Source organism: Shewanella sp. W3-18-1 (assembly GCF_000015185.1).
Lineage (GTDB): Bacteria > Pseudomonadota > Gammaproteobacteria > Enterobacterales > Shewanellaceae > Shewanella > Shewanella putrefaciens.
On record NC_008750.1, the window covers coordinates 3,649,930 to 3,670,750 of the forward strand.

Annotated in this window: 18 protein-coding genes and 2 pseudogenes; 16 read left to right on the forward strand and 4 right to left on the reverse strand. The window is 45.8% G+C overall.

What is annotated here, in order from left to right; translation table 11 throughout:
• Positions 1–95 precede the first annotated feature (95 nt).
• Positions 96–1,559 carry a cytochrome c oxidase accessory protein CcoG gene (gene ccoG, locus SPUTW3181_RS16620; RefSeq protein WP_011790460.1) on the forward strand — a complete coding sequence of 488 codons (1,464 nt, stop codon included), beginning with the start codon at positions 96–98 and terminating at the stop codon, positions 1,557–1,559.
• A 489-nt stretch (positions 1,560–2,048) separates the two neighbouring features.
• The gene (locus SPUTW3181_RS16625; RefSeq protein WP_011790461.1) at positions 2,049–3,650 is read left to right on the forward strand and encodes an AMP-binding protein; all 1,602 of its coding nucleotides are present in this window, start codon (positions 2,049–2,051) and stop codon (positions 3,648–3,650) included.
• Between the two features lie 101 nt (positions 3,651–3,751).
• Here SPUTW3181_RS16625 and SPUTW3181_RS16630 read toward each other — a convergent pair whose 3' ends face one another.
• The 4 genes from SPUTW3181_RS16630 to SPUTW3181_RS16645 form a co-directional block, all read right to left on the reverse strand.
• Positions 3,752–5,560: an ABC transporter transmembrane domain-containing protein gene (locus SPUTW3181_RS16630; protein ID WP_227498164.1), complete on the reverse strand. Its 1,809-nt coding sequence runs from the start codon at positions 5,558–5,560 to the stop codon at positions 3,752–3,754.
• Positions 5,561–5,784: 224 nt separating this feature from the next.
• Positions 5,785–6,342, reverse strand: coding sequence for a heme utilization protein HutZ (gene hutZ / locus SPUTW3181_RS16635; protein WP_011790463.1), 558 nt, complete (start codon positions 6,340–6,342; stop codon positions 5,785–5,787).
• Between the two features lie 35 nt (positions 6,343–6,377).
• Positions 6,378–6,950, reverse strand: a complete 573-nt coding sequence (gene hutX / locus SPUTW3181_RS16640; protein WP_011790464.1) for a heme utilization cystosolic carrier protein HutX — start codon at positions 6,948–6,950, stop codon at positions 6,378–6,380.
• 26 nt (positions 6,951–6,976) lie between these two features.
• Positions 6,977–9,067, reverse strand: a complete 2,091-nt coding sequence (locus SPUTW3181_RS16645) for a TonB-dependent hemoglobin/transferrin/lactoferrin family receptor (protein WP_011790465.1) — start codon at positions 9,065–9,067, stop codon at positions 6,977–6,979.
• A 232-nt stretch (positions 9,068–9,299) separates the two neighbouring features.
• Between SPUTW3181_RS16645 and SPUTW3181_RS16650 the strand changes: the two genes are divergently transcribed.
• The 14 genes and pseudogenes from SPUTW3181_RS16650 (at position 9,300) to SPUTW3181_RS16715 (ending at position 20,809) form a co-directional block, all read left to right on the forward strand.
• Positions 9,300–10,151 (forward strand): energy transducer TonB, encoded by an 852-nt coding sequence (locus SPUTW3181_RS16650; RefSeq protein WP_011790466.1) that lies wholly within the window; start codon positions 9,300–9,302, stop codon positions 10,149–10,151.
• A 62-nt stretch (positions 10,152–10,213) separates the two neighbouring features.
• Positions 10,214–10,948 (forward strand): MotA/TolQ/ExbB proton channel family protein, encoded by a 735-nt coding sequence (locus SPUTW3181_RS16655; RefSeq protein ID WP_011790467.1) that lies wholly within the window; start codon positions 10,214–10,216, stop codon positions 10,946–10,948.
• A pseudogene (locus SPUTW3181_RS16660) lies at positions 10,948–11,106 on the forward strand (biopolymer transporter ExbD); the annotation flags it as partial. The gene SPUTW3181_RS16655 and the pseudogene SPUTW3181_RS16660, both read left to right, overlap by 1 nt.
• Before the next feature lie 356 nt (positions 11,107–11,462).
• Positions 11,463–11,867, forward strand: a complete 405-nt coding sequence (gene merR, locus SPUTW3181_RS16665) for an Hg(II)-responsive transcriptional regulator (RefSeq protein WP_011790469.1) — start codon at positions 11,463–11,465, stop codon at positions 11,865–11,867.
• Between the two features lie 79 nt (positions 11,868–11,946).
• A complete protein-coding gene (locus tag SPUTW3181_RS16670; RefSeq protein ID WP_011790470.1) occupies positions 11,947–12,294 on the forward strand; it encodes a mercuric transporter MerT family protein in 348 nt (115 codons plus the stop codon).
• 52 nt (positions 12,295–12,346) lie between these two features.
• The gene (gene merP, locus SPUTW3181_RS16675) at positions 12,347–12,622 is read left to right on the forward strand and encodes a mercury resistance system periplasmic binding protein MerP (RefSeq protein WP_011790471.1); all 276 of its coding nucleotides are present in this window, start codon (positions 12,347–12,349) and stop codon (positions 12,620–12,622) included.
• 112 nt (positions 12,623–12,734) lie between these two features.
• Positions 12,735–14,387 (forward strand): mercury(II) reductase, encoded by a 1,653-nt coding sequence (gene merA, locus SPUTW3181_RS16680; RefSeq protein ID WP_011790472.1) that lies wholly within the window; start codon positions 12,735–12,737, stop codon positions 14,385–14,387.
• A 237-nt stretch (positions 14,388–14,624) separates the two neighbouring features.
• On the forward strand, positions 14,625–15,215 hold the full coding sequence (locus SPUTW3181_RS16685) for a recombinase family protein (protein ID WP_011790473.1): 591 nt from the start codon (positions 14,625–14,627) through the stop codon (positions 15,213–15,215).
• 25 nt (positions 15,216–15,240) lie between these two features.
• On the forward strand, positions 15,241–16,881 hold the full coding sequence (locus SPUTW3181_RS16690) for a DDE-type integrase/transposase/recombinase (RefSeq protein WP_167313644.1): 1,641 nt from the start codon (positions 15,241–15,243) through the stop codon (positions 16,879–16,881).
• Positions 16,871–17,842, forward strand: a complete 972-nt coding sequence (locus tag SPUTW3181_RS16695; RefSeq protein ID WP_011790475.1) for an ExeA family protein — start codon at positions 16,871–16,873, stop codon at positions 17,840–17,842. Before SPUTW3181_RS16690 ends, SPUTW3181_RS16695 begins: the two co-directional genes overlap by 11 nt.
• Positions 17,843–17,851: 9 nt before the next feature.
• Positions 17,852–18,193, forward strand: a complete 342-nt coding sequence (locus SPUTW3181_RS16700; RefSeq protein WP_011790476.1) for a hypothetical protein — start codon at positions 17,852–17,854, stop codon at positions 18,191–18,193.
• A 150-nt stretch (positions 18,194–18,343) separates the two neighbouring features.
• A pseudogene (locus SPUTW3181_RS16705) lies at positions 18,344–18,634 on the forward strand (biopolymer transporter ExbD); the annotation flags it as partial.
• Positions 18,635–18,719: 85 nt separating this feature from the next.
• Positions 18,720–19,766 (forward strand): ABC transporter substrate-binding protein, encoded by a 1,047-nt coding sequence (locus SPUTW3181_RS16710; protein WP_011790478.1) that lies wholly within the window; start codon positions 18,720–18,722, stop codon positions 19,764–19,766.
• 11 nt (positions 19,767–19,777) lie between these two features.
• A complete protein-coding gene (locus tag SPUTW3181_RS16715; RefSeq protein ID WP_011790479.1) occupies positions 19,778–20,809 on the forward strand; it encodes a FecCD family ABC transporter permease in 1,032 nt (343 codons plus the stop codon).
• The last annotated feature ends 12 nt before the right edge of the window (positions 20,810–20,821 follow it).

Sequence of the window (20,821 nt, forward strand, 5' to 3'; positions counted from 1 at the left end):
TTTAACCATAAATATCAATACATTAAACTCACAACATATTGGCCTAACGCTTGCTAATAGGGGATAAATCTTATTAAAGCCGTTAGGACTCTCTTATGCCAAAGAGCGACATAACCCCAATTACAAACGCAAAACCTGCCTTAGCAGAGCAATTTATCCCCATTAAAAATATTTCAACCGCCCCGAAAGCAAACTCCTCGCTCGAAAATGCCACTGCCTCAAGCAAAATTCATTTTCGTGAACAAAAGGGGTATTTCCAACGCTTAAGAACCATGATGAATAGCCTGTTAATTGTGCTATTTTTCGCCCTGCCGTTTATATCTGTTAATGGCCGCCAAGCAATATTATTGGATGTCAGTCAGCAGCAATTTTTCTTTTTTGGGTTAACGCTCTGGCCGCAGGATTTTACGCTATTAGCATGGATTTTTATCGCAGCGGCTTTTGGTTTGTTTTTTGTCACCGTATTCTGGGGACGCGTTTGGTGTGGCTATCTTTGTCCGCAAACTGCATGGACCTTTATCTATGTATGGATAGAAAACCGTATCGAAGGTAATAGCAACAAACGTAAATTACTCGACAAAGCCCCTTGGACAGCAAATAAAATCGGCAAAAGAACCGTAAAACATAGCCTATGGGGACTCGCAGCCTTACTTACTGGTTGCGGTTTTATTGGCTATTTTATCCCCGCACGCGAACTCTATTTAGATATATTCACAGGTAATGCTAGCTTCTGGGTGACTTGTTGGGTCTGGTTCTTCGCCATTTGTACCTATCTCAATGCGGGTTGGATGCGCGAGCAAATGTGTCTGCATTGCTGCCCTTATTCCCGTTTCCAAGCGGTAATGTTCGATGCCAATACTAAAACAGTAACCTACGATGCACAGCGTGGTGAATCCCGCGGTCCACGTAAACGTAAGCAAGCAACGAATCTAGCTGACCCTACTTTGGGCGACTGTGTTGATTGCCATTTATGTGTCGAAGTGTGCCCAACGGGGATCGATATTCGTAACGGCTTACAATATGAGTGCATCAACTGCGGTGCCTGTGTTGATGCTTGTAACGAAACCATGTTGAAATTCGATTACAAACAAAATCTTATCGGCTATATGAGTGAAAATGATCTCAAAGGAATATCCCATTCCTATTGGCGATCCCCCCGTTTCTTAGGCTACGGTGCAGCGGTCATTACTATGTTCATCGTCATAGGCTTAGATCTAAATAACCGCAGCGAAATTCAACTTAACGTGATACGCGATCGCCAAAGCCTGTACCGTGAAACCTCCGATAATAAAGTTGAAAATACCTATCAACTGAAGATCCGCAACAAGACACAAGACACTAAGCAATATCAACTTGCCGTTGACAGTGAAATGCCTTTTAGCTTGATTGCGGCTCCCATTATCACCTTAGCCGCGGGTGAACAAATTGACTATCCCGTAACGGTTCTTGCCGATAAAGATAATGTCCCTTCAGGGCGAAAATTGATCCGATTTTCAGTCACAGATATTAAAGAACCAAGGCAGCAAGTAAGCCAAGAAACAGGATTCTTTAGTCCTTAGAGTGATAATTTAACTTCTATATTTAAGACTTAATTGACGCTTGAAACATAACACCACGCGTCAATTTAAGTCTTACATTCATCAACAAAATAACTGACACTCCTTGCAACAGCTTTATCTATTCATCCGCCGAACTCAGTTCCTAAATCGCGGCAAGAAAATTCATCATCGAAATGCACTGATACTAAGTACACTGGCACTAAGTAAATAAAGAGCAGTCAACCACATAATAAATACATAACACTAACAAAATCTAAATCACTTTCTTATTTACAGTTATTACGCTTTATAAATGATAAGGTAGTTAAGCTATAGTTAAGTCCTATGCTTTACAGTAAAAAGACTTTTGTTACATAAAGATACCCTTATTGACGTTGTGATGTTTTTCACGATAAGCATTGACCTCTAGTGCTCACACCCTCTAATCTAAACATATGTTTGATTTCAAAATAATAACAACGAATAAACACATAATTGAGGCAGTTAAGTATGGCATATGATCAAGACTCCCAACTCAAACTAGGCTACTCATCACTCGTCGATCTGATCGAAAAAACCAGCCTACGCTATGGTGATAAACCCGCCTATGCCTGCTTGGGTAAAACCAGCAGTTTTAACGAGATAGAGCGAGACTCCCGTTACTTTGCCGCCTATTTGCAAAACAAGACCCAACTCAAACCTGGCGATCGTATTGCCATCCAATTACCCAATATCACGCAATTTGTTATTGCAGCCTACGGCGCTATCAGGGCTGGGCTCATTCTAGTCAACACCAATCCTCTCTATACAGAGCGCGAACTTATCCATCAGTTTAATGATTCAGGAGCCAAAGCCTTAGTTGTACTATCGGATTTGCTGCCAACCTTAGCAAAAGTGGTCGCCACTACCGAGATTGAATTAGTTATCTCAACCCATGCTCTGGATTTAATAGAGCCTCAAATTCAACCTAAGACAGGCCTCAAAAATATCGCGTTCTGCGATATTTTAAAGCAAGGCGCAGAACTGACCTTTACCCGCCTAGCGTCCACACTCGATGATCTCTGTGCATTGCAATATACAGGCGGTACAACGGGATTATCTAAAGGAGCCATGTTGACCCACGGCAATATGCTCGCCAATGCCGCGCAGGTAAAATCCCGCATTGGTAGCGTGATATCTGAAGGCGAAGATATCTTCGTTGCGCCATTACCGATTTACCATATTTATGCTTTTATGGTGAACCTAGTGCTGTATTTTGAGTGCGGAGGTTGCTCTGTTCTGATCCCTAATCCTCGGGATATCAGCGGCTTGATAAAAACCTTAGCTAAATACCCTTTTACTGGCTTTGCCGGACTGAACACGCTATTTGTCGCCCTGTGCCATCAACCCGAATTTAAAGCACTGGACTTTAGCCATTTAAAAATTACCATCTCAGGTGGTACAGCGCTCACGGCCGCGGCGGCCAATATTTGGCAACAAACCACGGGTAATATGATCAGCGAAGGTTATGGATTATCTGAAACCTCCCCTGTCATTTCACTCAATGCGCCCGGTTATCAAAAGCTCGGCACTATTGGTAAACCTGTGATTGGTACTGAGGTCAAACTATTAGATGAAAATAACATTGAAGTACCTTTAGGGACTGCAGGAGAATTAGCTGCGCGCGGCCCGCAGGTGATGCGAGGATATTGGAATAACCCACAAGAAACCGCCAATGTGATGACACCAGAGGGCTTCTTTAAAACAGGCGATATTGCCATAGCAACGGCGGAAGGTTTCCATCAAATTGTTGATCGCAAAAAAGATATGATCATCGTGTCAGGCTTTAACGTCTACCCTAATGAAGTTGAAAATGTGCTTGCCAGTCATCCCGATATCATTGAGTGCGCGGTTGTTGGTGTACAAGATGAACACTCGGGGGAAGCGGTCAAAGCCTTTATCGTCCTCAAGGACAATAACCTCAATCATGAACAGGCTAAAAGTACAATTTTGCAGTATTGCCGCGAGCAATTAACGGGTTATAAATTACCTAAAATCATTGAGTTTATGACGCAATTACCTAAAAGCACCGTCGGTAAAATTCTGCGCCGCGAACTTAAAAATAAGGCTTAAAGTCAGGACATAAAAACCGCTTTTACAAACAAAACTTAAAAACCAACGCACCATAACATGCCCAGTAAGCTAGATTAACTAGCGACTGGGTTTTATTTTCCCTAAGTGGTCTCATTGATTGCGCAGGCATTGGCCTCTTCGGTTAACAATTGCAAACTGGCAAATTCACGATATAGCGCATTAGATTGCATCAAGGCTTGATGGCGGCCGCTGGCGACAATCTCGCCCTTATCGAACACAAAAATCCTATCCGCATTGATGACCGTCGATAGGCGATGGGCAATAATCAAGGTGGTTTTATTCGCCATCAATACATCCAGCGCTTGCTTTACTTTCTGCTCACTGACGGCATCTAAGGCGCTGGTCGCCTCATCGAGTAACAATATTGGTCTGTCAGCTAGAATCGCCCGCGCAATAGCGATCCGCTGCTTTTGCCCACCTGAAAGTCGCACTCCACGCTCGCCTAAATAGGTTTGATAACCCTCAGTAAATTCGCTAATAAACTCATGGGCACGGGCTGCAATACAAGCATCTATCACTTCTTGTTCGGTGGCATCGACTCGTCCATAACGTACGTTTTCAAGCACGCTAGTGGCAAAGATCACAGAGTCCTGCGGCACTAAGGCAAACTGTGCACGCAAATCCTGTGGTAAAAGATTAGCAATATCAATCCCTTCGAGCCGAATACTGCCTGCGCTAGGCACATAAAAGCGCTGTAATAACTGGAATAAGGTGCTTTTACCCGCGCCACTCGGCCCCACTAAGGCTACCCGCTCACCGGCGGTAATCGTCATATTAACGTCTTTAAGCACTAAGGTGTCCTGCTCAGGATAAGCAAAACTGAGTCCCTCAATAACTAGCTCACCACTAACATCGGCAGGTAAACTCACTGGATGAGTTGCAACGGGAATATCTACTTGCGTTTCAGCCAGTTCAATTAATCGTTCGGCGGCACCAGATGCCCGTTGAATCTCACCTATCACTTCACTGATCGTTGCCACGGCGCCCGCAACCATCACTGCGTAAAACATAAAGGCCGACAACTCACCTCCTGTCATCCTACCGGCCATCACATCATGGGCGCCAACCCAAGTCACCATAGCAATCGCTGCGATACTTAAAAACATCACGGATGAAATAAGCAGTGCACGATATCGAATTCTACCGCTGGCCGCCGACATCACATCTTCAACGCGGGTATGAAATAAACTGCGATCTTTATCCTCATGTCCATAGGCTTGCACTGTGTGGATTTCATGGAGTGTTTCATCCACATAAGCGCCAAGATCGGCAACCCTGTCTTGGCTTTCCCGCGCTAAGACTCGCACTTTTCGACCAAAAAAGATCACTGGCCCTAGCACTAAAGGCACAGCCAATAGCACCAGCAAGGTCATCTTTACGCTAGTGATACCCATCATCACTAAACCACCAAGGACAGTCACGCCAGAGCGCAGTGCCATCGAAAGGCTTGAACCTACGACAGTTTGAAGCAAGGTAGAATCGGCGGTAAAACGGGAGATCACCTCACCAGTTCGCACCTTAGCGTAAAACGCCGGAGAGAGTTTAAGCAGTTGATTATAAACGGTAAGGCGAATATCGGCGCTAACGCGTTCACCAAGCCAAGTCATTAAATAAAAACGGCAAAACACCGCCGTGCCACTGATGGCGGTAATCCCAAGCACTAACAGTATGATTTCATTTAATCGCTGTGCATTATCACGCACAAAGCCCTCGTCCACCATCAAGCGCACTCCTTGGCCGAGTGACAACCAAGCGAGTGAACCTATCATCAAAAAGATAATCGCGGCGACCACTTTAAACTGATATGGCTTAAGGAAACCCGCAATCCAAGGTAATACCGATCGTTGCCGTATCTTTGAGGTTGGATTTTTAGCTATGTCAGTTTTAATGGATTCAGATGATTTAGCAGTAGGCTCATGCACGCGAGGCATCCTTCGGGTAGGGAACTGTCATTCAGGCATAATAGAAATGCTGCCTATTCGAGAAGAATTCAAGGGGGAATCTGTACTATTGCGATATTAACTTAAAAACGCAAATGCCAAATTCACAGGAATGACGAATTTGGCATTGTTGAATGGGCTTACATTAGGTTGGCAAATAACCAGACAAAAGCCTAAGCGACTTGCATACTTTCTGGCGTTTTGGGAGTGCCATGGTGACCATCGCGCTTCCAATCCACATCTAAGAGTTCTGCACCACTTAAAGTAAATGCCTGACCAAAACCCTTCACATATAACCCTTGATGGGGCGCAAGTTTATATAAATTAAAATCCGTCAAGGCCGCAAGATTATCCGACATTTCGCCAAAACGAGCGGATAACACGGCAACACCTTTGCTAAAAGCAGGGGTATCACGGGGCACGGCCTCGGCAATTGCATCAAAGGTTAAACGCTTACGGGCAAAGACAGATTTTGCGGCAGCTTCATCTTCAACCAACATCACTGACACTTTGGTTGAATGTTTTAGATTATGGCCATGTCTGGCGAGATCACTGACCAAAATATAAAATCCATCATCGGCCAGTGCAAAGGGAGCATAACTAGCATTGGGCTGACCATGAATATCAACGGTTGCTAATTGCAGGGTTTCCTTTTGCTGCTTAAAGGCTTCAATTTCGGGTAATAGTTTGTCCCTTAAACGCTGTTCTTGCTCAGTCATTTCAGTTTTCATTGACCTTGCTCCTTTTATTTAAATTTGGTTAATTTTTACGCATTCGAGCTTAAATCTGACAATACAAAACGGGCCGCTAATGCTTTAAATTGTCGCACTTGCTCAGGAAATAGCGCCCTTTGTTTATCACGGCCGAGATACACCTTAAACACAACCTCCCCCTCGCTACCGAAGAAGTTGATCGAATGGCTCTCACTCCCCCTAAAAGGACGGCTAATAAGTGCAATACCACGCATGGTATCTAACTTGAGGTGCCCATGTAGCCCATCTCCCTTACTGTAGAGGTTGTAGTAACCGTGGGCATATTTGCCCTGAGGAAAGTCACCTTTAAATTCAAATACACAGCCAGAAAGCATCACAATCGTGGTTAAGTTTCCCCACTCTGGCAGCATTTGTAGCAAAGTATCGAGCTGCGTTAGTGGCACAAAAACCACTTGTTCTGGCGGTAATGCAGCTACCACTTCCATTTCGGCAATGCCTAATTCACTCGCAAGTTGCGCTGGCATTAAATCGGCTTGCTGTTCAAATCGCTGTCTAAGCATGCTATGCCGCGCGACCTGTTCTGTATCGGGTTCGATACTTGCCACGATATGGGTATCAAGGGTCATCTTTATCTTGCTCCTCAAACCGGCATTTAGAACATATAACGCGCCGATAACTTCATATTTCGCCCTGGCTGATACAAGGTTTGCCATGCCTGTTGATACTGTTCATCACCGATATTTTCAACGGCAAAATCCACTCTCACACCCGACATCACCCCCATAGTAGGCTCCCATGCAACGTAGATATCCCACAGTTTGTAATCATCGTATTTCGCCACACTGTATCCATCAGGTGTATTTGACTGACTGGCGACATAGGTGACTCGGGTGCCCAGTTTCATATCGCCATCCATAATGCCTTGAGATAAGTCGACATTGAATTTATTGGCAGGTATTCCTTCAATATATTCCCCTGTCTTACGATCTTCGCCATGGGTTTGACCATAATTCATGGCTAAACGAGTTTGACCAATGCGATAACGGCCACTAATTTCAAAACCCGTTAAACGAGCATCTTCGACGTTATTCCATGACGTGGTTTGCTCAAATCCTGGAATACCACGCCAAGGGTTAGAAACCTGCTGCACAATAAAGTCGTCAACATCGTTACGGAAGACGTTTAAGGTCACCGCCAGTTCATCATCACCCGCCAAGTCACTAAAACGTAAGTCCGCTTTAATTTCTTTATTACGAGCGGTTTCAGGCTTTAAATTCGGATTGGTCGCAAAGGTGTTACACAGACCTTGGGGTAAGAATCCTGGGATAGGCGGAATACAATAATGCGTCCCGCTGGAATACATTTCCTCCACCGTAGGCGCGCGGAACGCTTGGTCATAGCGGGCACTTAATGTTAACCAAGGTTGAGTCTGCCAGCTCAAACCAAGAGAAGGTGATAATTCATTATCATCCGATGACATGTTGAGGTTATTACTGTCATTTTTAAAGTTGTCATAGCGCAGGGCGGCATCTAAGTTGAAGGTCTTAGTCAACTCAATATCCGCGCGGGTAAAAGCCCCCCACACAGTGCTTTCACCATCAATGTTTCCGGGGCGTTGCCCGACTTGTCCGCTATCGTCACGAACGGTTTCGATGGTATCGCGGTAACCATCAACGCCATAGGTCAACTTGGTATTGCCTAAGCGCGAACTGTTATTCAGATTTACGCCTACGGTTCTAAACTCAGTGCTGTCCTTTTGCCCCTTAGTCACGCGGTCTTCGTCGTAGTCCGTACTATTCCAATACACTTGTACTTTAGTGTCCAAATAAGGGTTATTAGTAGGGTTAAGGCTATAATTTAAAGTGATATTTTGATCATCCGTTTGGCGACGAACTAAGGGAACTGAACTGCTGACCACAGTAGAGGGATTACTTGGTACTAATTCGTTGGTTTTATTAACCCTTGCTGATAATTCTAACCGTGATGCCTCGTCAGCTTGCCAACCTAGTTTAGCCAAACCACTGCCACCATCGGATGCACTATTGATCAGGGTTTCATCGTTACCAGTTTTAATATTATTTGAATCGAAATAGGAACCATTGAGTAACCAATCAATCGTGCCTTCTTGTCCATAAACGGCACCACTGGTTTTAACGCGATCGCCATTGGTTTCATATCCCTGCTGAAGATAACCACCAAATTTCTCATTTGGGGCTAAAAAGTCTTTTGCGGACTTAGTATTCTGGGCGACTACACCACCTAGGGCACCGCTCCCCCACAAACTACTCGCGGGTCCACGCAATACCTCAACCGATTTGAGTAGTTCAGGATCCATAAAATATGTTCCCCTATGACCTGAACTGGTATTTTGCCTTGCACCATCGATCGTTTGCAGAATTCTATCGCCACTTAAACCACGGATTTCAACCCCTTGCGATGAAGCTCTTGGGCCATTAGTCAGCGAAATATTGGCCTCATGTTTAAGCGCATTTGCCACAGAAGAAGCTTGCGCAATCGCAAGCTGTTCTTCACCCACAACGGCCACGCTACGGCTAGTTTCGGAGGCTTTTTCACTGATGCGTGTCGCACTCACAAGGACTTCATCAAACTCAGTAGTAATCAGTTTTTTATCGGCACTCTCTTGAATCTCTGCCTTAGTAACGTCTTCGGCTGCTAATGTAAAACTCAGCGTCGAACTACTCAGCGCTACCGCCATCGCGATGACTAATGGCTTTTTTTTCATCTCTTTATCCTCAAGTGATATCTCGTTATATCCATTCAATTCCCCTGACTCAACACTCAATAAAAAGTGCAAATGGGTATTATTGGCGAGATAGCTGCTTTTTTGAGCACCTATTCAAGCAATTGCTGGCACTCTACCTGAGATAATAAAGTAGATCAAATGGTAATCATTATCATTTGCGATCTTATTTATATTGCAGTATCTTAATTAGCGAAAATGCTTAAACGCTGGGATGTATTTCTTTTTAGGAGGTGAGATTACTGTGACACCAAAACGATATTTGGCCTTTGGCGCGTTAACTATCGCTATCCAATCTGGGGTTATTGCCTCACAGCCGTCTATCGTCCCACAGCAATTGAATGCGATATCGATGACATCTGCCTCCACACTAAACCGTGGCGCAAATCATGTGAGCCTAAGTTTAGCGATGCCGGTGAAAAACCTTGCTAACCCTGACGTGGCGAAAACTGACGTGGCAAAAACTAAGGCTACTGAACCTATTATCACGCCACCCAAAAGCACGGAATCAAATACAGAACAAACCATCACCGCAAAAGTTGAAAACCACAGCATTAAATCAACATCAGTTGATACGCCTATGCTCAAACCTTCTTCAGCTAAAACGGCAAGCCAAGCTAAAACCGTTAATCCACCCACAGAGGCTGAACCGAGGTTAGCCGATGCCACCTTATCTCAGCTTTCTGAAATAACAACAGCAAATCATATAGAAAAAAAACAAGCCAAGACTGAAATGGCGGCCGAGTTAACTCAATCAACTCACCAAACCACCAGCATTAAAACCAATATAGTGGAATTAGAAAAACCGCTTTTTACTACGCCACCACCTCGACCCAATTATCCACGCATTGCACGTAAAAAAGGGTTAGAAGGCACAGCAATGGTAGAAGTCATGTTTAACGAATGGGGTGAGCAATTAGCACTTACCCTAGTGAAAAGTTCAGGATTTAGCTTGTTAGACAAGGCCGCACTTGAAGCCGTTGAGACTTGGCAATTTGAAGCGCCACCCCAAAAACTGGCAAGTCATTATAAGGTCAGAGTCCCAATCCGTTTTGCACTCAATTAACCATTTATGGCGACCGTTAAACAAACCGCTCAAATGATAATTATCATGATTATAGAGACTTAATGCCCATGACCGACTTTTCAACTTTACAAACACAGCTTGGCGTACTGACTTGGCCATTGTTGTTATGCGCTTTTCTCGCGTTAATGATCTGTCTTGAACGTAGTGCCTTATTTTTACATCAAACCTTGTTATCTATCCTGCCGCAAAAACAGGCATGGATAAAAAATCTTCGTCGTTCAACCTCAACGGCAACAACAGAAAACATTAATACTTTGCTCGAACAAACAAGTGTGCAAAACGATTTACTTGCCCGCGGTGCCACCTTACTGCTCAAGCAAGTTCACCAACCTAAAACACTCAGGGAAGAATTACTGAGTCTGTGGCTCAATAAGCAGCAGCGTGACCTACAGGCAGGGCTAAAGGTACTACAAGTGATTGGCATTATTAGCCCTTTACTTGGATTACTTGGCACAGTTTTAGGATTGATTGATATGTTTGCAGAACTCGGTCAATCCCAAGGCCCAGTGACGCCAGCGCAACTCAGCGCCGGTTTAGGACTTGCGATGAACACCACTGCAGCCGGACTCATTATTGCCGTACCCGCCATTACCGCGGCCCATCTTTTTGGAATTTGGGCACAAGGGCAATGCCTACGCACTAGCCATATATTGAATCAACTTAATCTTTGGTTAGCAGGTATCGAAGATATCTCTATCAATGCCAATACATATCAAGCGTTTGAGCGAGCTAATAACCCTATTAAGCCGCTCAATACCCACACCGAGCCTCAATGATGATCACCCCAGATAAATCCATCACTCCCAATGGGATATCCACACCCGATCAGCTACCAAATATCGATTTAACGGCACTCATCGACATTATTTTTATCGTGTTGGTGTTTCTGCTACTCACGGCAAATAGTCAACTACTCAGCTTGCCAGTAGATGTAGTGGCTCGCAAACATAATACCGCGAGCTTGATTACATCCGGCTTCTCGGACTCAGATTAACTGTTAAAAAGCCGAACGCTCGGCTCACAATCACTGCTAATGAGATATCCAGAATTAATAACGAGCTTGAATTTATCCTTATCGGCTCACATTAACTGGCTACAGTTGTCATTCATTATGCTCAGTGGACAGTCGCATAAATTTACAAATGTTGGAGTTGCCGTGACCAGCAACCAGCATTGAGGTTATCAATGAACAGCGTTATAGCTGATCGAAATCCTCAGGAAGCAAAATCTCGTACTAATGTTATTGATGGCTAATTTTGGATTATAATAGACCGTATGTAAGTACGGTAAATGGACGTAACTTTGTATACAATCGGCCAATTAGCTAATGCAGCTGTCGTTAACGTTGAAACTATCCGCTACTACGAACGCCGCGGTCTTGTTGAACAGCCTGGTAAACCGACACAGGGGTTTCGCCGGTATCCTGTCACTACCCTGAATCGGCTTCGATTTATCAAGCGGGCGCAGGAGTTAGGGTTCACACTGGAAGAAATCCATCATCTGCTCACACTCAATGATACCCCATGTCAGGGCGTTCAGGACGTGGCCACACTCAAGCTTGCCAATGTCCGCTCAAAGATTGCAGATCTGCAGAGTCTGGAACTTGTTCTTCATCACCTGCTGAGCCAATGCGCATCCAATCCGGATCAGACCCATTGCCCCATTATCGAATCCCTACAACCACATAACAACTAAACCCACCGATTGGGCTTGACTCCGTACTATGGTACGGCATCTACACTGACACCGATAGCTCTAATCCCAGGAGTAAAACGTGTCCATAAAAGAGTCAAATCTCCCCGTTATCGGTGGAATAGTTGCGGCTATTGGTGCAGGCGTTTGTTGTGCCGGTCCTTTCGTTTTGTTGCTACTTGGGGTGAGTGGTTCCTGGATTGGTCATTTGACCATGTTAGAACCTTATCGCCCTATTTTTATTCTGCTGGTTTTAACCTCGTTTGGATTTGCTGGCTGGAAGGTCTATCGACCTACTGACATGTGCGCTCCAGGAACAGTCTGTGCAGTTCCCCAAGTGCGAAAACGCAGGCAGGTGATCTTTTGGTTATCAGCACTCACAGCATTAATGTTAGTCACCAGCAATTATTGGATTGTCTGGTTCGCCTGAATACTTTTTACCCTCAATTTTGTTAACGTTTTATACGTTATTGGAGCGAATGATGAAGAAAATCACCTTGTTGTTTTTGCTAACGTTGACCAGCCTGAGCGCTATAGCCGAAACGAAAACGGTTACGTTGGAAGTTCCGACCATGAACTGCGTCACTTGTCCGTTTACGGTCAAAAAAGCCTTACAAAATGTCGAGGGCGTCAGTAAAGCTGAAGTCACCTTTGACACCAAGTTAGCAGTAGTCACCTTCGATGACGAAAAAACCACGGTGAAAGCACTGACTGAAGCCACCACTAACGCGGGTTATCCGTCAACGGTCAAAGAGTAAAGCGCGGAAAGACTACTACGATTACGGACACTGTTTCGGCGATAAGCTGAGCTTGTTGGTTTGCAATAATTAACAATCGCAGAAAATACATCTGTGCTGTTGAGGAACGAAAATGCTCTTGTTATCGATAAAAGGGATGACCTGCCCAAGCTGTGTCTCCCATATTAAAGATGCGCTCGATGCGACCGAAGGAGTGAATAACGTTGAGATCTCCTATGCAAATGCCAGCGCAGCGGTCACCACAAACGGGAAGGTAAGTGTGGCGGATCTCGTCAAGGCGGTTAAAACTCTGGGTTATGCTGCACAAGTCAATCCAGAACCTCAAACTTGTTTTGACAACACTAATCTCAGCAATACAGAAAATATCAGCCCACAACAGGTGGTGATCATTGGCAGTGGCTCTGGTGCTTTTGCCTGTGCGATTAAAGCTGCTGACGGAGGAGCTAAGGTTACGCTCATCGAAGGTGCGGATGTTATTGGCGGCTGCTGTGTCAATGTCGGCTGTGTCCCGTCCAAGATCCTGATCCGCGCCGCACAACTGGCGCAGCAACAACGAAACAATCCTTTTATCGGATTGGCAAATCATTCACCCCAGCTCAATCGCGCACTGTTGGCTGAGCAACAAACAGCGCTTGTCGAAGAATTACGCGTGGCAAAATACCAAAATATTCTGGATATCAATCCGGCACTGAGTTTGATAAAAGGTTGGGCGACTTTCAAAAACGCGAACACTTTGATTGTCAGCAAAAGTGATGGCTCCCAACAAGAAATACACGCTGACAAGGTGCTGATTGCTACCGGTTCGAGCCCGACCATCCCACCTATTGAAGGTCTGAGCGAAACCCCGTACTGGACTTCTTCTGAAGCGCTGTTTGCGACTGAACTACCAGAACATCTGGTCATCATTGGATCTTCTGTCGTTGCGCTGGAAATTGCTCAGGCTTATCGCCGTTTAGGCAGTGACGTTACCCTATTGGCCAGACACACGCTTCTTTATCGCGATGAGCCGTTACTCGGTGAAAAATTAACAGACTGCTTTGAGAATGAAGGTATCAGGGTTCTAAACCATACCGAGGCGTCACATGTTTCCCATGACGGACGGCAGTTTACCTTGAAAACCAATGCAGGCACTTTACGCTGTGACAAGCTTCTAATATGCACAGGGCGTCATGCAAATACAGCCAGTCTTAACCTCGATGCAGTTGGGATCAGGACAGACAAACACGGGGCGATCATCGTTAACGAGATGATGGAAACAAGCGTTCCAGGGGTTTATGCCGCAGGTGATTGTTCCACTATGCCGCAGTTTGTATATGTCGCTGCGGCGGCGGGTAGCCGCGCAGGAATGAATATGACCGGTGGCGAGAGTAAACTTGACCTATCCTCGATGCCGGCGGTCATTTTTACCGATCCGCAGGTTGCAACCGTCGGACTGACGGAAGTTGAGGCCAGACAGCAGGGTATTCACACGGACAGCCGGGTACTCGACATGAAAAATGTACCCAGAGCACTGGCCAATTTCGAAACTGACGGCTTTATCAAGCTCGTGATTGAAAAGACCACAGGAAGACTGATTGGTGCACAACTTTTGGCCCATGAAGGCGGAGAAATGATCCAAACTGCAGCTCTAGCTATCCGCAATCGGATGACTATCACTGAGTTAGCTGACCAGTTGTTTCCATATTTGACCATGGTTGAAGGGATCAAGCTCTGCGCTCAAACCTTTCACAAAGATGTGAATGAGTTGTCCTGCTGTGCTGGATGAAATTGACAACGGCCAGTTGATAACACTGGCCTAATTTCGTCTGAAAATAAAACAATCTTCTTTAAAATCGATCCTCATTCTTTTGGTTCATAAAAATGAACGTATTTATGAACCAACAAGAGGTGCATGCAACCCTGAAAAAAATTCTCAAAAAACCGTTCAGTTAACTGGTTGATGAAATCAGCGTTCAGAACCATACTCTTTCATTCAATTAAATGAACGATTCAGGGTTATCTGATGATTTTTGGGTACTGCCGGATCAGCACCAAAGGGCAAAGTTTTGACCTGCAGGAAGACGCGCTCAAAAACGCCGGTTGTGAACGTGTTTTTAGAGATATCGCTTCCGGCGCAAAAACCAAAAGACCTGGCCTTGATGATTTACTTGGTCAGCTCAGAGCTGGCGACATCATCGTGGTATATAAACTGGACCGGCTCGGACGGTCGTTACAGCATTTGGTGCATTTGATGAACCAATTGACCGAACAGCAGATTGGCCTTCGCAGTCTTAACGACCCAGTGGATACCACCACGCCACAAGGGCGTCTCATCACGAATGTGTTTGCCTCCATCGCTGAATTTGAACGGGATTTGATTAGGGAGCGCACAAAAGCAGGATTGGCTTCGGCTCGGGCACGCGGACGCAACGGAGGGCGACCAGCAGGACTTAGCAAAGACGCCCAAAATGTGGCAATAGCGGCAGAAGCATTATACAAGCAAGGCAGTCTCAGTGCGCAGCAAATTGCCGCACAGCTCAATATCTCCAAGACCACTCTTTATAAATACCTACGACTTCAGGGAGTTGGTATTGGCAGTGTTGGGCTCAGGTGATGCCATGAACTCAGCGAAGCGCGGCATTGCACAGGAAGTTTTGATTGATCTCTACCATCGATTGGAAGGCTTACCGCCGCGCTGTGCTCAGCGACGTGACATCATTGCACAGGCCACAGCCCTCTACGGCATTTCAGAAAGTTCCTTGTACCGACACTTACGCAATTTGTACCAGCCAAAATCCATCCGCCGCAGCGATGCGGGTAAACCCAGAGCCATTCCGCAGGCTGAACTGGAACAGTATTGCGAAATCATTGCGGCGCTGAAGATCCGTACGATGAATAAAAATGGCCGTCATCTTTCAACAGCCAATGCGATTGCACTGCTGGAGCGCACAGGTGTTGGCTCGGATTATGGGTTCATCAAAGTGCCGGTTGGACGATTGAACAAAGCAACCGTCAATCGTTACCTGCAGCAATGGGGTTTTAATCCGAAACAAGTACTCAGAGATACGCCTGCGGTCCGGTTCCAAGCCACATATAGCAATGAATGCTGGCAATTCGATCTAAGCCCATCTGATTTGAAGCATGTGCAGGAACCGCTCTGGTTTGATCCACAAAAAGGCAGGCCGCTGCTGATGCTCTACAGCGTGGTCGATGACCGCAGCGGGGTTTGCTATCAGGAATATCGGAACGTCTATGGCGAGGATACGCCAGCGGCCTTACTGTTTTTGTTCAATGCCATGAGTGCGAAGTCTGACAGCGAGTTTCCATTCCGTGGTATCCCGAAAACCATCTATCTGGATAATGGTCCCATCGCTAAAAGCCGTGTATTTCGCAATGTCATGGTATTTTTGGGCGTTGAGCTGAAAGTCCATGAACCTGCAAGCGCCACTGACAGGCGCAAAACTGCCCGTTCAAAAGGCAAAGTCGAGCGAGCCTTTCGGACAGTCAAAGAATGCCATGAAGTGCTCTATCACCTGCGGGAACCCAAAAATGAGGTCGAAGCCAATGACATGCTGCGGGAATACCTAAAGCAATATAACGACCACTCGCACCGTTTAGAGACTCATTCCCGCATGGAGGACTGGCAACTCAATATTCCGCCTTCTGGTATTCAAAGCATGTGCAGCTGGGAGCGATTTTGTGCATTTGCCAGAGAACCGGAGCAACGTACTGTCGGCATTGATGCCAGGATCAGCGTCGATGGCACCGTTTATGAAATCAGTCCGGAACTTGCCGGTGAACGGGTTGTACTCTGGTGGGGGCTGTTTGACGACGAACTATTTGTTGAACATGAAGGCAAGCGGTACGGAGCATATCTTCCAGTCAGCGGTCCTATTCCTCTCTACCGGTACCGGAAATTTAAAAAGACTCAGGCTGAGAAAAAATTAGATAAATTAGAAACTTTGGCAAAGTCGCTGAGCTTGCGGGATATTGGGGACGAGCAAAATGTGGCCATCCTCAAAACGATGCTTAAAACCGTGAATGTTATTGCGGATAAACCGTTTGCAGACCCTGATCCTTATAACGACCTGAGCTACTCAAGTGTACTCAAAGCAAAGCTCGCCATCGCAGACTATCTCGGTAAGCCACTGGCGCTGTTAAGCCAAACAGATCGGGACTTTATAGAAGCCATTTTGGATGAAACATTGGAAAAATCCGTTGTCATGGCACGACTGAAATCGTACTTCCATCCAAAAGGAGATAGCACTCATGCAACTTGAAGTCATGGAGCACTACGGCATTATTAAGTATTTTCGGGACGCGGACTATTTCGAAACTGAGCACCAGCGGCGGATCTTTAATCAGCTCAAAAAGGTGATCCCTGAGGGGCAGCTGATTGCATTATCCGGTGTAGTCGGCAGCGGTAAAACCACGACATTATCACGACTGCAAGACTTACTGGCGAAAGAGAAAAAAGTCATTGTTGCAAAATCGTTGTCTGTCGAGAAGACAAAGACCAATCTTGGAACGCTGATCACCGCTCTGTTTTATGATGTCAGCGGAGATAAAGACTATCGGGTACCCAAACTCGGCGAGAAGCGGGAACGTGAATTACGCGACTTAATTCAGGATGTCAAAAAGCCAGTGGTGCTGTTAGTGGACGAAGCCCATGATTTGCATCATCGTACGCTGACGGGATTAAAACGGTTGATGGAAGTGATCAGAGACGGTGGTGGCAAACTGTCAATTTTATTAGCCGGTCATCCAAAGCTAAAAAATGACTTAAAAGGCCCAACGATGGAAGAAGTAGGTTATCGGACCATTGTCGTGTCATTAGATGCTATGCAGGGCAACTTGCGCGAGTACGTGTACTGGCTGCTGGACAATTGCACAGATGATAAAACCAAACCCACAGATGTCATCGAGGAACAGGCCATCGACTACCTGGTAGAGCGATTGACGACACCATTGCAAATTGAGCAACACTTATCGCTGGCATTGGAAGAAGGTTTTAATGTGGGTGTGAAACCTATCACGGTTGACGTGTTGGATTTAACCCTGTCCAGACGGATCAATGATATAGAGCCACGTCTTATCCGGCATGGCTACAGCGAAAAAGTACTGGTGGATCAGTTTCATTACAAACCGGCTGAGCTTCGGAAATTTTTTAAAGGTGAGTTGGATGCTAATCGGGTCAAAGAAATTACGCAGGACTTGCGGGAAGCTGGGCTGCCCATTTAAAGGAACTTTATGTCTGAAAAGATACAGTGGCAGCCGATTAGCATGCTGCCTTTACTTGTTCAAATGGTTGAGGAAGTGCACAGCAGTACCCAACAGCAGACCCTCAACCTGGAGAAAGCAAAGGGTAATCTATTTTTGTTTTCGGCCTGTGAGCTAATCAGAACGGAAAGAGCTTACCAGGAACAGCTGGGTTCGCTGAGTTTATTTCAGCAGCAATGTGAGCGGTGGCTTGCAGAAGACATTCAACCTGAAAACGAAGTGATGGTCATGGATACGCTGGAGAGACTGTTAGAAATGGACATTATGACGAAAACCGTACTTACGCAACTCAAGTCATTTGTTGGTACCTAATGTGAGCCTAGCTAGATGAATTCAAGCCCGATGGCACAGCGGCAAATCTCATTGGCACTGATTGTGAGCCGAGCACTTGGCTTATTATCAATTAATCTGAGTCGGGAAAACCGGATGTAATCAAGCTTGCGGGATTATGTTTGCGAGCCACTACAAGTAGATGTGCCTCAGAGCCCAAGTTCTGCCATTAGCGTGGTAGAAAACAAACCTACGATTGCCATCAATATCATGGCAATCGCCCCTTATTGGGCTATTGATGGTGAACCATTTACTGACTTAACGACTTTTAGCACCGCCTTTACCGCGCGTTTTCAGACGATGCCTGAAGCAACCGTGATTATTGCGGCCGACAAAGCCGCGCCCGTAGAACCTTTAATGCAACTACTGGCGCTTCTGCAAGCACAATCCATCAGCCAGACTCAAATCTTGATGGAACAATAATCCCGAGAACGAGCAATAGTGCACGTTAACAAGTAGCAAACCGCGCATAGCAATCGGCGGAGAATAAATGAATAAGGAGTTTATTATGTTGTACCAAACCGCGAGTGTTATCAGCACTATCACGTTAAAATGCATCACTCAATTGAGATATAACAATAGATTAAATCACCTCAATAATCGGCTACAACGTCATGCACATAAATCACTATCACGCATTGTAACCACGGCATTTTTTTCATCGACACTGGTTTTTTCCGCTATAGGTTTACCCCTTAATGCCGTGAGTGCCGAGCAAGATATCAGGTTAGTGAGTGCGGGGGCGGGTGTCACTGAACTGGTACTTGCACTTGATGCTGGTGATAAATTAGTTGCCATCGACTCCACCAGCTATCTCCCTGAACAATTGAGCCATGTTGCTAAATTGGGCTACCACAGAATGCTCTCCGCTGAGGGGATTATCGCGCTTTCCCCCACACTGGTTATCGGCTCAGATGTGATGGGGCCTGACACTACGCTTAAGGTACTCAAACAGGCCAATATTAAAGTGGTGCAATTACCCGCAACAACCGATGAATCACAGTTAATGGACAATGTGGATAGATTAGGTCTGTTACTTGATCGCCAAGATAATGCAACTAAATTAAAACAGGATTTACATATACAGCTTCAAAACTTACACGCTAAAAAACAGCAAATTCACCATGCCACTACCCCGCCTAAAATTCTGTTTATGTTATTGCAAGAAGGGCGCGGCGCACGGGTTGGCGGAAAAGGTACCGCGGCAGATATCATTATTGAGTTATCCGGTGCGACGAATATCGCCGACTTTGAGGGTTATAAGACCCTGTCTCAAGAGGGAATTTTATCTTTACAACCCGACATTATCCTATTGTCAAAACGAAGCGATACCCCCGATGAAAAAACCAATGAGCAAATTACCCAAGAGTTGCTGCAAGAAATGCCCCTAATCGCTCATACACCTGCAGGTAAAAACGGACATATTCAAAATCTTGCCGCACAAGCACTGCTCGGAGGGCTCGGATTAAGTGCAATAAATGCAGCAGATACACTTGCTACGACACTCATCAATCATAGTCAACAGTCCCTATCGTTAATAACACCTTCAAAATAGGAATAGTCACGATGCAGCTTAATCGCTGGCAAGTAACCCATTGGCTCTGGCTTGGCCTAACCATACTGTTAGGCTTAAGCTGCTTACTCTCAGTGAGCACAGGCCCCGTAAGTATCAGTTTAATCGATGCCCTGCGTGCAGTGGTCAATTGGGCGACCCAGCAAAATATCGGCAATATTGCGCCACATGAACAACTTGTCATCAATAATGTGCGTCTGCCACGGACATTACTGGCATTAGCCGTGGGAGCAATACTTGCCCAATGTGGAGCTGTGATGCAGGGGTTATTCCGTAACCCCTTGGCGGATCCCGGCATTATCGGCGTATCATCTGGCGCTGCGCTTGGTGCCGCCATTTGTATTGTGCTATTACCCAACACCCATCCCTTAATGATCCCAATAAGTACCTTTGTTACAGGCTTAATAACAACGCTTGTTGTCTATCGCCTTGCCAGTAGCCCAACGGGAACCTCAGTCGTGCTCCTATTGCTTTCAGGTGTTGCAATAGCCGCACTGGCTGGAGCGGGGATTGGTGTGCTCACCTACCTTGCAAATGATATGGCATTGAGGGATCTCACCCTCTGGCAAATGGGCTCTATTGCAGGAGCACAATGGATATATGTCAGCCTGTGTGTGGCGACCTTAGTTTTTATCAGTTGGCGATTTTATCAAGATGCGAGGGCGCTAAATGCCTTGCTACTGGGGGAGGCTGAGGCTCGTCATCTTGGGATCGATGTTGATAGGCTCAAACTTAGGTTGATTTTACTCTGCGCACTCGGTGTGGGAGTTAGCGTCGCAGCAACAGGCATTATTGGCTTTATCGGTTTAGTGGTACCTCACTTGGTACGCATGATACTCGGCCCAGATCATAGGCAACTCCTCCCGCTCAGTGCACTTTTAGGCGCCATCTTACTGGCACTTGCCGATATTGGTGCCAGAGCGTTTTTACCACCAGCGGAATTACCCGTAGGGCTGGTCACAGCATTGCTTGGCGCGCCTTTCTTTATCTTTTTATTACTGCAACAACGCAGTAAGTTAACCTAAACGAGCCCTTTT

Excerpts from the sequence above, each read along its gene's own strand:
- ccoG (WP_011790460.1), top strand. The coding sequence starts at position 96 with ATGCCAAAGAGCGACATAACCCCAATTACAAACGCAAAACCTGCCTTA.
- SPUTW3181_RS16625 (WP_011790461.1), top strand. The coding sequence starts at position 2,049 with ATGGCATATGATCAAGACTCCCAACTCAAACTAGGCTACTCATCACTC.
- hutZ (WP_011790463.1), bottom strand. The coding sequence starts at position 6,342 with ATGAAAACTGAAATGACTGAGCAAGAACAGCGTTTAAGGGACAAACTA.
- hutX (WP_011790464.1), bottom strand. The coding sequence starts at position 6,950 with ATGACCCTTGATACCCATATCGTGGCAAGTATCGAACCCGATACAGAA.
- SPUTW3181_RS16645 (WP_011790465.1), bottom strand. The coding sequence starts at position 9,067 with ATGAAAAAAAAGCCATTAGTCATCGCGATGGCGGTAGCGCTGAGTAGT.
- SPUTW3181_RS16650 (WP_011790466.1), top strand. The coding sequence starts at position 9,300 with ATGTATTTCTTTTTAGGAGGTGAGATTACTGTGACACCAAAACGATAT.
- SPUTW3181_RS16655 (WP_011790467.1), top strand. The coding sequence starts at position 10,214 with ATGCCCATGACCGACTTTTCAACTTTACAAACACAGCTTGGCGTACTG.
- merR (WP_011790469.1), top strand. The coding sequence starts at position 11,463 with ATGGACGTAACTTTGTATACAATCGGCCAATTAGCTAATGCAGCTGTC.
- merP (WP_011790471.1), top strand. The coding sequence starts at position 12,347 with ATGAAGAAAATCACCTTGTTGTTTTTGCTAACGTTGACCAGCCTGAGC.
- merA (WP_011790472.1), top strand. The coding sequence starts at position 12,735 with ATGCTCTTGTTATCGATAAAAGGGATGACCTGCCCAAGCTGTGTCTCC.
- SPUTW3181_RS16685 (WP_011790473.1), top strand. The coding sequence starts at position 14,625 with ATGATTTTTGGGTACTGCCGGATCAGCACCAAAGGGCAAAGTTTTGAC.
- SPUTW3181_RS16695 (WP_011790475.1), top strand. The coding sequence starts at position 16,871 with ATGCAACTTGAAGTCATGGAGCACTACGGCATTATTAAGTATTTTCGG.
- SPUTW3181_RS16700 (WP_011790476.1), top strand. The coding sequence starts at position 17,852 with ATGTCTGAAAAGATACAGTGGCAGCCGATTAGCATGCTGCCTTTACTT.
- SPUTW3181_RS16710 (WP_011790478.1), top strand. The coding sequence starts at position 18,720 with ATGTTGTACCAAACCGCGAGTGTTATCAGCACTATCACGTTAAAATGC.
- SPUTW3181_RS16715 (WP_011790479.1), top strand. The coding sequence starts at position 19,778 with ATGCAGCTTAATCGCTGGCAAGTAACCCATTGGCTCTGGCTTGGCCTA.